We start from the raw sequence: 14,700 nt of genomic DNA on the forward strand, positions 1-14,700 counted from the left end.
GGGCCACAACCGGATGTTCGGTTATTGTAGAGCCAACACGGCCAGACTACGCTGGCCCGTATGACACGCCATTTGATCCTCGGCCAGACCCTGGCCTTCGCCGCCGATCCGTTTTCCGCCCCCCTCGAGGTGGCCGCCCAGCATCACCGGCGAGGGGCGGTCCTGATCGACGCCGGCCGCATCGCCGCGGTCGGTCAGGCCGATGATCTCAAAGCCGAATTTCCAGATGTCGCCACAACCGACTATGGCGACGGCCTGATCTCGGCCGGTTTCGTGGATGCCCATATGCATTACCCCCAGACCGCGATCATCGCGTCATGGGGAAAACGGCTCATCGACTGGCTCAATCTCTATACCTTTCCCGAGGAAATGCGGTTTGCCGACCCCGCCTATGCAACCGAGATCGCCGGGCGCTGCCTCGATCTCAATCTCGCCCACGGCACGACCACCGTCGCCAGCTATTGCACCATCCATCCCGGCAGCGTCGACGCGATCTTTGAGGCCGCCGCCGCGCGCGATATGCGGATCGTCGCGGGCAAGACCTGCATGGATCGCGACACCGCCCCGGACAGGCTGCGCGACACCGCGCAAGGCGCCTATGACGACAGCCGCGCCCTGATCGAGCGTTGGCATGACAAGGGCCGGGCCAGCTACGCGATCACGCCGCGATTCTCGCCGACTTCGACGGTCGCGCAACTTGAGGCCCTGGGTGCGCTCTGGGCCGAGCACCCCAGCTGCCTGATGCAGACCCATCTCAGCGAGCAGACCGACGAAATCGAATGGGTGCGCGGCCTCTACCCCGAGGCCCGCGACTATCTCGATACCTACGAGGCCTACGGGTTGCTGGGCGAACGCGGTGTCTATGGCCATGCGATCCATCTGGAAGAGCGCGAAAAGGCGCGATTGTCCGAGGTTGGCGCCGGGCTGGTCCATTGCCCGACGTCGAACACCTTCATCGGATCGGGGCTCTTTGACATGGCCGGGCTCAAGGGCGCGGGCCAGCGGGTGGGTCTGGCCACCGACACCGGGGGCGGATCGTCGTTTTCGATGCTGCGCACCATGGCAGCCGCCTACGAGGTGGGCCAGTTGCACGGCACCGCGCTACATCCGGCGCAGCTTTGGTGGCTGGCCACAGAGGGCAGCGCACAGGTGTTGCACATGCAAGGGCGGATCGGCGCTCTGCGGGCCGGCGCCGAGGCCGATCTGGTGATCCTCGATCTCGGATCCACCCCCGCAATCGCCCAACGCGCCGCGCAGGCGAACGATATCTGGGATGCAATCTTTCCTACGATCATGATGGGCGACGACCGCGCCGTGCAGGCGGTCTGGCTGAACGGGGCGCCTTGTCAGTCAGCGGGATCCGCAAGGATCAGCACGTAGAGGTCGGCGTCCAACCCCAGACCGAATTCTTCGGCGCGCGGCTCCAGCATCGCGTCGCGGTGAGGGGCCGATTGCATCCATGTCTGCACCGCGACGGCCTCGTCGGTTGTGCCCTGCAACAGGTTCTCAGCCACCCAGTCATACTGGTAGCCGGAGGCCGACACCCGGTCGGAAATCGTCGAACCATTCAGCCCGACATGCGAGAAATAGCCGTTCTGCGCCATGTCGGTGGCATGGGCCTGCGCGACGTCGGTAAGGGTCTGATTGATCGTGATGGGCTGGGCCATGACGCCGCCGCGCTCGTCGTTGAGCAGGATCGCGAAACGGTCATTGTCCTGAGAGCCCGCCGAGGCAGGCTCCGGCGCCATGCCCGGATCAAACGACAAGAGCCCGCTTTCGGCGCTCTCGCCGAGCGACACGCCACAGCCCGCGACAGAACCGCAGGCCACCACCGCCGCCGCTGCAATCGCTTTCATGCTCACCCCCGCTGTGCCGCAAAATCGTTAATGGGCACAGAGGGCGGGTGATGCGCAAGCCCTTGGGCAGCAGATCGGCTATTGTGCGCCGAGGAGCAGGACCCAGGTGCTGTCTTCTTGGGCAATCCCGAATTCGACGGCACGCGGATCGAGGATGTTGTTGCGATGGCCCGGCGATCCCATCCACGCGTCGACGACCGTGTCCTGATCGGAGAAACCCTGAGCGATGTTTTCGGCCACGAAGGAATAGTTGTAGCCGACCTCGAGCACCCGGTCCCCCACGGTGCGTCCATCGAGGCTGGTGTGCGACAGATAGTCGTTCTCGACCATGTCCTGCGCGTGCAGGGTCGCCGCTTCGTTCAGCAGATCGTTCTCGGTCACCGGAAGCACGTCGAATCCGCCGCGGGTATCGTTCAGCAGGATCCCAAAGGATTCATGGCCAAGATTGTCAGGAGCCGCTGGCAGCGGCGCAATATTTGCCGAGTCCGACACAGCCGAGGTCCCCAGAACCGTCGTCTGAACCGGATTTGCCACACCCGCAGCAGCGCAGGCAGATAGCAAGGGCAAGGCCAGCAGTGACCATGTGCGCATAAAATGCATCCTTGTTCGTCAGGCCCCCGCCTCTGTCCGTTTTACCCGTCGAATACGGTGAGATCTGGGCAAGTGCCGTCAGATTCCGCCGCATTTGCCTATGCGGCCCCGGGGGCCTTCGGGCTGTTTTTCGGAACTGAAACGCTTTGACCCGGGTGTCGTGCAAGGGTGCAGATCCGCAGCGGAGACGCCAACAACGCTCGGCTTAATGCATTGATATAAATCAGAAAATATACAACGCCCGAGCGCACGGCCTGAACAGCTTTCGCGCAGGCGCCTCTCCGGTCGTGCGGCCGCATCGCCGCGCCAGGAGCCGGAATGCCCCTAACGTCACCCTTCGGACAAACAAACTGTTTCCAATTCGGGCCAATTCGCGGAAATGGAGTGACCTTGGGTCAACCGGCCAGCGTCGCAGCCAGCCTGTCTTGCCGCGCAATCGCCGCGCCCAGATCAAAGGTGACGACCTGGCCGTCCCGCACGATCTGGCGGCCCTCGACGATGAGATCACGGACCTTGGTCGGGCCAGCCAGCAGCAGAGCCGCCTTGTCCCAGCTGCCCGCGCTCTCGATGCCGGAGGTGTCCCAAATGGCGATGTCGGCACGCTTTCCGACAGCGATCTGGCCACAATCCTCGCGGCCCAGCACCTCGGCGCCGCCACGGGTCGCGATATACAGCGCCTCGCGGGCACTCATCGCATTGGCACCGTTTGCAACCCGCTGAAGCAGGAGCGCCTGCCGCGCCTCGCCGATCAGATTGCCCGCGTCGTTGCTGGCCGAGCCATCGACCCCAAGCCCCACCTTGACCCCGGCGTCACGCATCGCCCGCACCGGGGCAATTCCGCTGCCCAAGCGACAGTTTGAGCACGGACAATGGGCCACTCCGGTCCGACTGCGGGCGAAAAGGTCGATCTCGGCCCCGTCGAGCTTCACGCAATGGGCGTGCCAGACGTCGTCCCCGGTCCAACCGAGATCCTCGGCGTATTGACCGGGGCGGCAGCCGAACTGGGCCAGAGAGTAAGCGATGTCCTCGTCGTTCTCGGCCAGATGGGTGTGCAACATCACGCCCTTGTCGCGGGCCAGCAAAGCGGCGTCGCGCATCAACTCGCGGCTGACCGAGAATGGAGAACAGGGGGCAATGCCCACGCGGACCATCGCACCTTCATTCGAATCGTGAAAGGAATCCACCACTCGAATGCAATCTTCGAGGATCGCATGTTCGTTTTCGACAAGCGCGTCCGGAGGCAATCCGCCATTGCTCTCGCCGATGCTCATCGCCCCGCGGGTCGGGTGAAAGCGCAACCCCACCTCGGATGCGGCAGCGATGGTGTCATCCAGACGCGCGCCGTTGGGATAGAGATACAGATGATCCGATGTCATAGTGCAGCCGGAAAGCGCCAGTTCGGCCAGACCGATCTGGGCCGAGACGAACATCTCTTCGGGGCCAAAGCGCGACCAGATCGGATACAGGGTTTTGAGCCAGCCAAACAGAAGCGCATCCTGCCCGCCCGGCACGGCGCGGGTAAGCGTCTGATAGAGGTGATGATGGGTGTTGACCAAGCCCGGCGTCACCACACAGCCCGCTGCGTCGATGACTTCGGCCGCAGGAGCCTCCAGATCGGCGCCAATGGAGTGGATCACCCCGTCCCGGAGCAAGATATCGACCGATCGCAGCTCGGACCGGGCGTCATCCATCGTCAGGGTGACATCGGCGCGCTTGATCAGAAGGTCAGTCAACGAATTTGCTCAGGATGGCCAAGGCTTCCGCATGGATCTGTGGATTCGCGGCGGCCAGCGCGCGGCCGCCGTTGTGGGCCGGGCCGCCATGCCAGTCGGTCACGATGCCGCCGGCTGCCGCAACGACGGCGATGGGAGCCTGCAAGTCATAGGCCTGCAAGCCCGCTTCGATCACCAGATCCACCTGGCCCGCGGCAAGCAGCGCATAACCATAGCAATCCATGCCATAACGGGTCAGTCGCGCCTGTTTGGACACGGCATGAAAAGCACGCCCCTCGGCTTCGGTCCCGACTTCCGGAAAGGTGGACAACAGCTGTGCTTCGGCCAGCGGACGCGGTGCCCGCGTTCGGAGCGGGCGATTGCCCATCGGCCCCGTCGTCTCCGCAAGGCCGAAACCGCCGACGAACCGTTCCCCGATAAAGGGCTGATCTATAATGCCAAAGAGCGGACCGTCGCTATTGGCGACCGAGATCAGAACCCCCCAGGTCGGGGTGCCGGAGATATATCCGCGCGTGCCGTCGATGGGGTCGAGAACCCATGTCAGGCCGGAGGTGCCGGCCTTCGGTCCGAATTCCTCGCCGAGGATCGCGTCGTCCGGGCGGGCGATCTCCAGATGCGCCCGCATCGCCGCCTCGGCGGCACGGTCCGCGACCGTAACCGGATCAAAGCCCCCCGCGAGCTTGTTTTCGGCCTCCACGGCCACGCGGAAATGCGCCAGCGTTTCCGGACGGGCCAGATCAGCGAGCGCATGGGCCGTCGCCCTCAACGTCTCCGCGAGGGCCCGGTCGGGAATGATTGCGTCGGTTTGATCCATTGGACTGCCTCGCTGATACGGGGCCGCAATGGCCCACCCCTTCGCGCTAGCGCGAGGGATGCAACGAGGTCAAGTGCGGATCAGGCGGCTTCGCTCAATACACGGGCGAGGTCGAACAGACGACGGCGCTGATTCTCCGGAATTGCGTAATAAGAGCGCAGCAGTTCCAGTGCTTCGCGGTCGGACATGATGTCGCCGGGCATGTCGCTGGCATCCATCGACGGCACGTTGACGGCCTCGTCCAATCCCTCGAAGAAAAACGAAACCTGAACGCCGAGCGCGTGGGCGATGTCCCACAACCTTGACGCGCTGACGCGGTTCATGCCGGTTTCGTACTTTTGAATCTGCTGGAACTTGATCCCAACGGATTCCGCCAGCTGCTGCTGGGTGGTGCCTGCAATCCACCGACGGTGTCTGATGCGCTTGCCCACATGCACATCTACTGGATGTTTCATATTTTTTCCCTCGTTTTTGGGGCCCAGCGAAGAACTCATTACCAAGAACCGAACCCAACCCAGACGCCGATCTTTCCCCAACGTGAAGGGGAATAGTTTCAAAGCCTTGAATATCTACTGCCAGAAGAAACACGTAACGGTTGCACTAGTCACCCTGACTTTTTGTACAGGTAGGCCTCTAAATCGTTTTCGAGCCGAATTGCGGAAAAACCGGAACCGACTGGTCGATCCAGCCTGCAATGGTTAGGCTTTTGACCAATGAAACAAGGGATTGAGCCTCATGCGCGCCTTTCAAGTCACCGCCTTTGACACGCCGCCCGCCTTGCAGGAGATCCCGATGCCGTCTCCCGGCGCGGGAGAGGTCTTGATACGCATCGAGGCCTGCGGGCTGAATTTTGCAGATCTCCTCATGGTAAAAGGCACCTATCAGGAAACCCCGAAGCCGCCCTTCACTCTGGGTCTGGAAATCTGCGGGACCGTCATCGGCCACGGCCCTGACGTCAGCGCACCGGCAATCGGAACGCGGGTGGCGGTGTTCGGCGGTCAGGGCGGCCTTGCCGAATACGGGGTCTTTGCCGCAGCACGTTGCCTGGCGGTGCCCGAAACCATGTCGTCCGAGATCGCCGCCGGATTCATGGTCGCCTATGGCACCTCGCATCTTGCGCTCGGTCGCCGGGCGCGGCTGCAACCGGGCGAAACGCTCCTCGTGCTCGGGGCGGCGGGCGGTGTCGGGCTGACGGCGGTCGAAATCGGGCATGCCATGGGGGCGCGTGTCATCGCGGTCGCACGGGGCAGCGCCAAGCTCGAACGGGCGCGACTTGCGGGCGCGGACATCCTCCTCGACAGCGACGACGGGGAGTTGCGCCAGCGGCTCAAGGATCTGGGCGGTGTCGACGTGGTCTATGATCCGGTCGGCGGCGCGGCATTCGACGATGCGTTCAGGGCCACCAATCGCGAGGGTCGGATCATCGTGATCGGCTTTGCCAGCGGCACCGTGCCGGAGGTGCCGCTCAACGTGGCCATGGTCAAGAACATCGACATTCTCGGTGTCTACTGGGGGGGCTATCTGAGCTTTGCGCCCGACGTGCTGAACGAGTCGCTTGCCGAGCTGATGCAATGGCATGCCGACGGGCGGCTCCGTCCGCATGTCAGCCACAGCCTGCCGCTAGATCGCGCCGCCGAGGCGCTGGAGATGCTGTCGGGCCGGCGCTCCACCGGAAAGGTCGTCGTCACCATGTGACGCGATCAGGCCACGTTGCTGCGGCCGGCCTGAGCGTGTTGCGCATATTCCTGCCCGATGATCGACGCCATCGCCGCAGAGACCGCATCGTCGGGGCGTTGCACATAGAGGTTGATCTTCTGCGGGCGCAGCGCAGGCAAGGCTCCGCCGTGGTGGATCACCTCGGTATGGGGCGGAAGATTGCCTTCGAGCGAGACATTGACACCGAGGTCCGCGCTCACCGCGGCCTCGACGGCATTGTCGAGCTCTGAATCCACCGTCATTTCCCACGGCACTCCGGCGGCGTTCAGGGCGGAAAGGACACCGCCCCGAAAGATGCAGTTCGAGCAGAAGGCGACGGGCAACGGACGCTTGCGCCATGCGGTGCCCCCCATGGCCCCGATCCAGAGCAGCGGCAGTTCGACGATGCTCCGCCCTCCGGGGCCGCAGGATTCCTCCGTGGTGAGGATCAGATCGCATTCGCCCCGACCGAACATCTCCAGAAGTTTCCGGGTCGCCCCGGAAATCAGGCGCACCTTCATCCGGGGAAAGTCGGCGGCGAACCGTTTGAGGATCTGCGGCACGGCCGGATAGATGATGTCATGCGGCACGCCCAGTTTCAGTTCGCCCTCGAACTCGGTCGCCGTCAGTCGGGCGTAGATCTCGTCGTTCACGTCCAGCATGCGACGACCGAGGCCGAGCAATTGCTCACCCGCCGGCGTCAGGCCGATACTGCGGCCGGTGCGATCCAGAAGCGACAGATCGAGCGATTCCTCGAGCCGCTTGAGCTGCATCGACACCGCCGACTGCGTCAGGTTGAGAATACCGGCGGCCCTAGTGACCCCACCGCTTTCCGCCACGGTGACGAAGGACCGCAGGGCCGTCATGTCCATGTTGCGCGCCATTCATCACAATCCTTGATATGAGATACGTCAAACATTCATTTTCAACATGACGCATGATGCGCCATATATCAAGCATCGGAATGAAACAGCATAGACTCATCACAGATCAGAGGGAAATGACATGACCATCTCCACCAACATCCGGCAGGGCGCCGGCCCCCGCCAGCAGCTGTCGGCAGCTTCGATTCAGGGACCATTCGCCATGATCGCCCACTGGCACGGAGTCTGGGTGCAACGCCGCCAGCTTGGGGCGCTCTCCGGCGCTCAGTTGGAGGACCTCGGCCTCACTGCGGCAGAGGCCGAGCAAGAAGCGTCTCGGCCGTTCTGGGATGCGCCTCGGCACTGGCGGCAATAGGCGAATTACCACGAGGCTGCCCCGGTTCTGGGGCAGTTTGCCGCATTCGTGGCTTTCAAGACAAAATCCGCCAGTTTTAGGTCGCTCCATGCACCGGAAATCCTTGAAAATGATGACAACGACGCCAATATCATGCGCAGCGCCCGAGAAACGGGCGAGGGATTCTTAACTGGAGGTCATCGATGGCTGACTATTCAACGATCCGACCGACGGCCGGCACTCGCTCGGCCGCGATCGACGCAGGGCTTCGCGCCCACATGAACAAGGTCTACGGCACAATGTCGGTAGGCATGCTCATCACGGCATTCGCCGCATGGGCCATGTCCGGACTGTCCGTGGACGCAAGCGGCAACCTGACGCAACTTGGTATCACCCTGTATACCTCGCCCCTGAAATGGGTCGTGATGTTCCTGCCGCTGGCGATGGTGTTCCTGTTCGGCGCGATGATCAACAAGTTGTCGGCTGCCGGCGCACAGCTCTTCTTCTACACCTTCGCCTTGGCGATGGGTGTGTCGATCAGCTGGATCTTCCTCGTGTTCACGGGCTTCTCGATCGTTCAGGTCTTTCTGATCACCGCCGTCGCCTTTGCCGGTCTGTCGCTCTACGGCTACACGACCAAGAAGGACCTCAGCGGCTGGGGCACATTCCTGATCATGGGCGTGATCGGCCTCATCGTGGCCTCGATCGTCAACATCTGGCTGGCCTCGCCGGCGATCATGTTCGCGGTTTCGGCTCTTGGTGTGCTGATCTTTGCCGGACTGACCGCCTATGACACGCAAAAGATCAAGGCAGACTATATCGCGCACGCCGCCCACGGCGACGCGGAGTGGCTGGGCAAAGCCGCCATCATGGGCGCGCTGAACCTCTACCTCGACTTCATCAACATGTTCATGTTCCTGCTGCAGCTTTTCGGCAGCCGCGAATAACAGAACATCTCAGTCAATGAGATCAGGGGCCGGTGGAAACACCGGCCCTTTTTCCTGCGGCCCACATTGATCGGAGGGTGGCCTGTGCGGCAGACGTCGCGTCGTGAGTTTTCAGGCCAAGATGAAGGATCAGAGATCGCACCGCATTTCGACCGCCGGAAAACCGATCCCGGCAGGGCCGATCGGGATGGACACTTCGCCCATCGCGGTAAAGCCCAGTGAGGCGTAGAACGGCACCGCGGTGCGGGTCGACACGCAGTGCATCCACGTCATGCCCTCTGACCGCGCCGAGGCGAGGGTATGCGCCATCAGCGCACGACCGATGCCCTGCCGGACGCGGCTGTGATCCGTCACCACGTGCCGGATGTTGCCGCGACCCGGCTCGCGGCCCCCTGCCCCCGGAATCGATTGCGTCCAGCCGCCGGCGCCCACGATGGCGCCGTCGCGATCTTCGGCCACGTAATAGGTGCCGCATTTGATCAGGTCGGGCTGCGCCCGCGCGATAAGCGGTATGGCCGTAACCAATACCGAGGGTGGGTAATCCGGTTTGAGCAGGCGGGGGTAGCTCTGCCGCAGCAGCCGGTCGATGCGCTCGATATCCCCGGCATTCGAGGGGCGGAGCTTGGGCCAGGCACCGATTCGCTTCGGATCGGGCGCGGTCATGCGCTGGCGCCTTCCGAGGCGACCGTGCGTTCCTGCCGAGATTCACCGCCCCATCGCAGGTCGTAGACGTAAGAGGCACCCGCCTTGCGACTGACCCACGGGCCCTGCGGCGGCCTGTTGGCCTGTTCCTTGGGCGGCAGGCTGAAGGACAGGCCCGCGACACTTCCATCTGCGGCCGGCGCATACCAACCCCAGCGCGGATGCCACAGGATCCACAGATCGGCATCGGACCGCTTGTAGGCAAGGCGGCCGTTGTGGGCGCCCTGGGCGGAAAAGCAGTACTCAAGCCCATCCCCGTGTCTGATCAGGGAAAACTCGGTAAGCGGCATGGCAGGACTCCGGACAATTCAAGACTATGACGGAGCACTGGCCAGAACGGAAAAGGCCGCGCTCCGGTGAGGGGCGCGGCCTTGTCGGTCTGTCGGGAGGGCGATCTTACTTGATCTTGCCTTCCTTGTACTCGACATGCTTGCGCACCACCGGGTCGTACTTACGTACCGACATCTTGTCGGTCATCGTGCGGGCATTTTTCTTGGTCACGTAGAAGTGGCCCGTGCCTGCGGTGGAGTTCAGGCGGATTTTGATTGTGGTAGGCTTCGCCATGGGTCGTGTCTCCTGATCGCGGGCCGGTTAGCGGCACCTGCGTGAAATCTCTTGGAAGCTGCCTTTTACCCGGACGGCCCCCCAAGTCAACCGCAAAGCCGGAGAGAATATGCGCGGACGGCCTATAAGCCGGATTTTGTCCAAGGGTTTGACCCCTCTGGATGACCATTCCTCTGAACGCACCGTTGCCGATGCGCCTCTAGCTGCCAACCCGGGCCTTCCGGTTCAAGCATCCGTGCGGGGATATCGTTGCCGATCACACCCGCGCGAGGCCCCTATTTGGCATTGCTCCCGGTGGGGCTTGCCGTGCCGTCCCTGTTGCCAGGTCCGCGGTGGGCTCTTACTCCACCGTTTCACCTTTTCCCCGCGACGATTCCCTTGGCGAACCTCGGGGTGACGGGGTAGTCTGTTCTCTGTGGCGCTTTCCCTGGGGTTGCCCCCGCCGGGCATTACCCGGCACCGTGCTTTTTGGAGTCCGGACTTTCCTCTCTGGCAGGCTGCCGGAGCCGCCCGCGCAAAGCGGCCATCCAGCCATCCGCGCCCTGTCCGGTTAGGCGTTGTGCCGCGCTTGGTCAACGGGGAAACGACGCGCGATGTCCTGTGCCAGCGCGAGGTCCGTCGCGTCGGGCGGGCCGGATCGAGATGGGCGAAACCGCAGTCGGAAGGCCCGGAGCACCGTCTCGAGCGGGAGCTCGTCGGTGTAGCCGATGCCGGTGAGTGCGCGGCGCAGGGCCGTATGGTCCGGGCTTTGGATGCGTCGGGATGCCTCCGGCGGCCGTATTCGGGGCCAAAAGAAGCCGGGACGGGGCGCGATGGCCAGACCTTGCCGCGCGAGCCGCGCCCAGTCGAATCGGGCGCCGGGATCGGATTTTCGATCCGGGGCCATGTCGGAGTGGCCGATGACCCGTTCGGGCGAGATCGACCAGCGGCCGAGGATGGCGGGCAGGAGTGCTTCGAGCGCGTCCATCTGCGCGGCGGCAAACGGGGTCGTGCCCGTGTTGGCAAGTTCGATGCCGATCGAATGCGAATTGACGTCCCTAGTCTTGCCCCAGCGACCCGCTCCGGCATGCCATGCCCGCTGGTCTTCGGCGACCAGCCGCAGGATCGTGCCGTCTTCACCGATCAGATAATGCGCCGAGACTTCGAATTCCGGATCGCAGAGCCGCTCTGCCGCCGCCTCGCAACTCGCCATGGCAGTGTAATGCAGCACGACCATGTCCGGCAACGCCCCGCCACGGCGCGGGCCGCAGTTCGGCGAGGGCCGGTCGCGGATGGTCGGATCAGCCTCGGCCAACGACGAGCAGGAACGGGGCCGGATCCCAGCCGCAGGCAAAGCCGTCGCCGTCAGGATCGATGCCTCTGGGGTCGCGCTCCGGGCCACCCCGTTCGAGGAAGTCGCGCTGCGCCTCGTCGGCCGAACGATAGCTCGAGCAGTTCCGCTCGAACTTGCCTTGGGCGTCGATGGTCAGCAGCGACCGGGAATACCATTCCTGGCCCCGCCGATTCGGCGCGTTCAGCGCATATTCGACGATGTTCGGCCCGACGTCCCCGTCGCGGGTCGGCAGCGCCGTCGGCTGGATCACGGTATAGGCCGCCTGTTGCTGCTCGCGCAGCGCCGCGTCGTCCTCGATCCCGCGCTCACTGGCGACGGCGTCGAAATCCTGTTCGGACGAAATCCCGCTGGAGGCGATATTGACCGGAGCGTTCGTCGGGCTGGCCTGAACGCCCGAAGTGCGGTTCACGTCCTGCCCCGAGACGGTTGTGGCCGGCGCGGTGCCGATAGTGCCTGCACCGATTGGGGCGCCGATTCCGGCCGCGGCAAGGTCGGAGGTCGAAATCCCGCCCGACGGCACAATGGTGCTGCCTGGCGCCACACCGGCCGCACTGGGCGGCACGATGGCTGTGCTGGAGTTGACGATGGGCGAACCGGCACCGCCGGACAACTGCGCCTCACGGCGCGCCCGCTCGATCTCGTATTGGCTGTATTCCGAAAAGCCGACGCCGGCACCACTATCCGGCACCTGCGGCGCACAGGCCGCCAGCATCAGCCCAGCCACTCCGATCAACCCATAGCACTTCACGGCACGACCCCTGCCCCGGCTCAAACTTCGTAGGCTCTTACCACCACTTGCCCGGTTTGGCCACAAATTGCGCCGCACGTTCCAGTGAATAGGCGGTGTTGAGCAGATCGCCCTCTTCCCAGGGGCGGCCGATCAGTTGCAGGCCCAAGGGCAGCCCCTGTTTATCGACACCCGTCGGCACCGCGATGCCGGGCAGACCGGCGAGGTTGACCGTCACGGTAAACACGTCGTTGAGATACATCTGCACCGGATCGTCGAACTTTTGGCCCAAGGCGAAGGCGGCCGAGGGCGTCGCGGGCGTCAGGATCGCATCGACCCCTTTGGCAAAGACCTCGTCGAAATCGCGCTTGATCAGGGCGCGGACCTTGCGGGCGCGGTTGTAATAGGCGTCATAGAAGCCCGCCGAAAGCACATAGGTGCCGACCATGACCCGGCGCTGGACCTCTGCGCCAAACCCTTCGGCGCGGGTCTTTTCATACATCTCGGTGATGCCGTCGCCGGCGGCGAGCTTGGCGCGGTGGCCAAAGCGGACCCCGTCGTAGCGGGCAAGGTTCGACGACGCCTCGGCCGGGGCAATGACGTAGTAAGCAGGCAAGGCGTATTTGGTATGGGGCAGCGAGATGTCGACCATCTCGGCGCCCGCATCGCGGAGCATCTCCTGACCTTGGGTCCAAAGGGACTCGATCTCGTCGGGCATCCCGTCCATGCGGTATTCGCGCGGGATACCGATCTTCTTGCCGCGAATGTCGCCGGTCAGCATCGCCTCGAAATCCGGCACCGGAATGTCGGCACTGGTGCTGTCGAGCGGATCATGGCCGGCCATCGCGCCCAGCATGATCGCGGCATCGCGCACGTCCTTGGTCATCGGCCCGGCCTGATCGAGCGACGAGGCAAAGGCCACGATACCCCAGCGGCTAACCCGGCCGTAGGTGGGCTTGAGGCCGGTGATGCCGGTGAAGGCGGCCGGCTGGCGGATCGAGCCACCGGTATCGGTCCCGGTGGCGGCAAGGCAGAGATCGGCGGCCACAGCAGCGGCAGAGCCACCGGACGATCCCCCGGGGGTGAGCGGCGCGTCGATCTTCCACGGGTTGACTGCGTCACCATAGGTGCTGGTCTCGTTCGAGCTGCCCATGGCGAACTCGTCCATGTTGAGCTTACCCAGCATGACGGAGCCTGCCTCGAACAGACGGGTCGTCACGGTGCTCTCATACTCGGGCTTGAAGCCTTCGAGAATGCGGGACGCGGCCTGCGAGGGGACGCCCTTGGTGCAGAACAGATCCTTGATGCCCAGCGGGATGCCGCACATGTCGGGGGCATCGCCCGCCTTGATACGGGTATCGGCGGCGGCGGCCTGAGCGCGGGCAATCTCAGGTGTGTGATGGACAAAGGCGTTGAGCGCCCCTGCCCCCTCGATCGCGGTCAGACAGGCCTCGGTCAACTCGGCGGCGGTCGTCTCGCCCTTGCGTAGGGCATCGCGGGCGGCGGAAATCGTCAGCTTGGTCAGATCGGTCATTATTCCACCACCTTCGGCACGGCAAAGAAGCCCTCGCGGGCATCGGGGGCATTGGCCAGCACGGCGGCCTGCTGGTTGCCGTCGGTCACCACGTCGTCACGACGCTTGAGGCGCATCGGGGTGACGGAGGTCATCGGCTCGACGCCGTCCACGTCCACCTCGTTGAGTTGTTCGATAAACCCGAGGATCGTGCTGAATTCCTGCGCCAATGCGGGCAAATCCGCCTCTTCCACCCGAATACGGGCGAGCTTGGCGACACGGGCTGCGGTGCCTTCATCAATGGACATGGGGGTTGGCCTCCGGGCTGGTCTGTCAGCGATTGCGTTTAGCGCCCTGCAGGGCCTGCTGCAAGGCAATGGCGGCGATAAGTCTCCAAGACCACCACAAACATCCCCGCATTTATCGTGTGCCACAGGAAATGAGTGCCCAAGGGCCAGCTTTCGCACCACAGCAGGTCTACCGAGCGCAGCGAAATCGACACACACAGGATCACAGCTCCGGCCAGAAGACCCTTGGCCAAGGGGAGCCGGCGCAACGCCGCTGCATAGACCACCAATGCAATCGGCACGGTCCAGTAGAAATTCGAAATCTGCACGAAGGGGAGCCGGTCCAGCCAAGGCAGCATCAGGGCCGCATAAGGCACATAAGCCGCCGTCCCCAACAGCGCCGCCCACAACGGCCAGCCCACCACATAGCGGTTCAAGGCAAACAGATAGAGCAGGATAAACACGCCGATCGGCGCCGTATCGGCCAAACCGGCCCACTCGGTTGCGAGGGTGTGAAACAGAAACGATCCGACAGAGATCGCGACCAGTATCAGGCTCAAGGCGGGCCCCAACGGCACATGCACCATCCGGCGCCACGTCCAAAGACCGACGATCAGATAGCCCAGATTGGTCAACGCATTCAGCGGCTCGGCCCAGAACTCCGGTCCCATCCGCTCGCAATAGGCATCAACCTGCGCGGTCCAGTCCATGACAGCTCTC

18 protein-coding genes and 1 other RNA gene are annotated in these 14,700 nt (G+C 63.8%); 4 read left to right on the top strand and 15 right to left on the bottom strand.

All coding sequences use genetic code 11. The features are described 5' to 3' along the window. The first annotated feature begins 60 nt into the window (after window positions 1-60). A complete protein-coding gene (gene guaD / locus LOM8899_RS13420; RefSeq protein WP_093992754.1) occupies window positions 61-1,380 on the top strand; it encodes a guanine deaminase in 1,320 nt (439 codons plus the stop codon). Here the strand turns inward: guaD and LOM8899_RS13425 are convergent. The 5 genes from LOM8899_RS13425 to LOM8899_RS13445 form a co-directional block, all read right to left on the bottom strand. Then, window positions 1,347-1,856, bottom strand: coding sequence for a CAP domain-containing protein (locus LOM8899_RS13425; protein ID WP_093992755.1), 510 nt, complete (start codon window positions 1,854-1,856; stop codon window positions 1,347-1,349). The two genes, guaD and LOM8899_RS13425, sit on opposite strands and share 34 nt — an antisense overlap. Window positions 1,857-1,934: 78 nt before the next feature. Continuing rightward, a complete protein-coding gene (locus LOM8899_RS13430) occupies window positions 1,935-2,447 on the bottom strand; it encodes a CAP domain-containing protein (protein WP_168770545.1) in 513 nt (170 codons plus the stop codon). A gap of 395 nt (window positions 2,448-2,842) precedes the next feature. Then, window positions 2,843-4,180, bottom strand: coding sequence for an 8-oxoguanine deaminase (locus LOM8899_RS13435; protein WP_093992757.1), 1,338 nt, complete (start codon window positions 4,178-4,180; stop codon window positions 2,843-2,845). Further along, entirely contained in the window at window positions 4,173-4,994 is an 822-nt protein-coding gene (locus LOM8899_RS13440) for an inositol monophosphatase family protein (RefSeq protein ID WP_093992758.1), read from the bottom strand. Before LOM8899_RS13440 ends, LOM8899_RS13435 begins: the two co-directional genes overlap by 8 nt. An 80-nt stretch (window positions 4,995-5,074) precedes the next feature. Next, window positions 5,075-5,449 (bottom strand): helix-turn-helix domain-containing protein, encoded by a 375-nt coding sequence (locus tag LOM8899_RS13445; protein ID WP_093992988.1) that lies wholly within the window; start codon window positions 5,447-5,449, stop codon window positions 5,075-5,077. Window positions 5,450-5,729: 280 nt separating this feature from the next. Between LOM8899_RS13445 and LOM8899_RS13450 the strand changes: the two genes are divergently transcribed. Further along, a complete protein-coding gene (locus LOM8899_RS13450) occupies window positions 5,730-6,689 on the top strand; it encodes an NADPH:quinone oxidoreductase family protein (protein WP_093992759.1) in 960 nt (319 codons plus the stop codon). 5 nt (window positions 6,690-6,694) lie between these two features. Here the strand turns inward: LOM8899_RS13450 and LOM8899_RS13455 are convergent, their stop codons facing one another. Next, complete coding sequence (locus LOM8899_RS13455; RefSeq protein WP_093992760.1) at window positions 6,695-7,573, bottom strand: LysR family transcriptional regulator; 879 nt, start codon at window positions 7,571-7,573, stop codon at window positions 6,695-6,697. Between the two features lie 121 nt (window positions 7,574-7,694). On the opposite strand from LOM8899_RS13455, the gene LOM8899_RS13460 reads away from it, so the two are divergent. After that, window positions 7,695-7,928, top strand: coding sequence for a DUF1127 domain-containing protein (locus LOM8899_RS13460; RefSeq protein WP_245820530.1), 234 nt, complete (start codon window positions 7,695-7,697; stop codon window positions 7,926-7,928). Window positions 7,929-8,110: 182 nt separating this feature from the next. After that, window positions 8,111-8,854 (top strand): Bax inhibitor-1/YccA family protein, encoded by a 744-nt coding sequence (locus LOM8899_RS13465; protein WP_093992761.1) that lies wholly within the window; start codon window positions 8,111-8,113, stop codon window positions 8,852-8,854. 129 nt (window positions 8,855-8,983) lie between these two features. On the opposite strand, the gene LOM8899_RS13470 is transcribed toward LOM8899_RS13465, so the two are convergent. From LOM8899_RS13470 to LOM8899_RS13510, 9 genes are all read right to left on the bottom strand, one after another. Then, on the bottom strand, window positions 8,984-9,517 hold the full coding sequence (locus LOM8899_RS13470; protein ID WP_093992762.1) for a GNAT family N-acetyltransferase: 534 nt from the start codon (window positions 9,515-9,517) through the stop codon (window positions 8,984-8,986). Continuing rightward, entirely contained in the window at window positions 9,514-9,846 is a 333-nt protein-coding gene (locus LOM8899_RS13475) for a hypothetical protein (RefSeq protein ID WP_093992763.1), read from the bottom strand. The genes LOM8899_RS13470 and LOM8899_RS13475 overlap by 4 nt, the downstream gene beginning before the upstream one ends. Window positions 9,847-9,952: 106 nt before the next feature. Beyond that, window positions 9,953-10,120 carry a 50S ribosomal protein L33 gene (rpmG, locus tag LOM8899_RS13480; protein ID WP_093992764.1) on the bottom strand — a complete coding sequence of 56 codons (168 nt, stop codon included), beginning with the start codon at window positions 10,118-10,120 and terminating at the stop codon, window positions 9,953-9,955. Between the two features lie 109 nt (window positions 10,121-10,229). Next, window positions 10,230-10,659, bottom strand: an RNA gene (rnpB, locus tag LOM8899_RS13485) — RNase P RNA component class A. Between the two features lie 11 nt (window positions 10,660-10,670). After that, entirely contained in the window at window positions 10,671-11,336 is a 666-nt protein-coding gene (locus LOM8899_RS13490) for an N-acetylmuramoyl-L-alanine amidase (protein ID WP_093992990.1), read from the bottom strand. Window positions 11,337-11,400: 64 nt separating this feature from the next. Next, entirely contained in the window at window positions 11,401-12,177 is a 777-nt protein-coding gene (locus LOM8899_RS13495) for a hypothetical protein (protein WP_245820531.1), read from the bottom strand. Window positions 12,178-12,238: 61 nt separating this feature from the next. Next, window positions 12,239-13,714 (bottom strand): Asp-tRNA(Asn)/Glu-tRNA(Gln) amidotransferase subunit GatA, encoded by a 1,476-nt coding sequence (gene gatA / locus LOM8899_RS13500; RefSeq protein ID WP_093992765.1) that lies wholly within the window; start codon window positions 13,712-13,714, stop codon window positions 12,239-12,241. Continuing rightward, the gene (gene gatC, locus LOM8899_RS13505; RefSeq protein ID WP_093992766.1) at window positions 13,714-14,001 is read right to left on the bottom strand and encodes an Asp-tRNA(Asn)/Glu-tRNA(Gln) amidotransferase subunit GatC; all 288 of its coding nucleotides are present in this window, start codon (window positions 13,999-14,001) and stop codon (window positions 13,714-13,716) included. The genes gatA and gatC overlap by 1 nt, the downstream gene beginning before the upstream one ends. Before the next feature lie 38 nt (window positions 14,002-14,039). Beyond that, window positions 14,040-14,690 carry a hypothetical protein gene (locus LOM8899_RS13510; protein ID WP_093992767.1) on the bottom strand — a complete coding sequence of 217 codons (651 nt, stop codon included), beginning with the start codon at window positions 14,688-14,690 and terminating at the stop codon, window positions 14,040-14,042. Window positions 14,691-14,700: the final 10 nt, after the last annotated feature.

It is taken from the genome of Flavimaricola marinus, assembly GCF_900184895.1.
GTDB classification, from domain to species: Bacteria; Pseudomonadota; Alphaproteobacteria; order Rhodobacterales; family Rhodobacteraceae; genus Flavimaricola; species Flavimaricola marinus.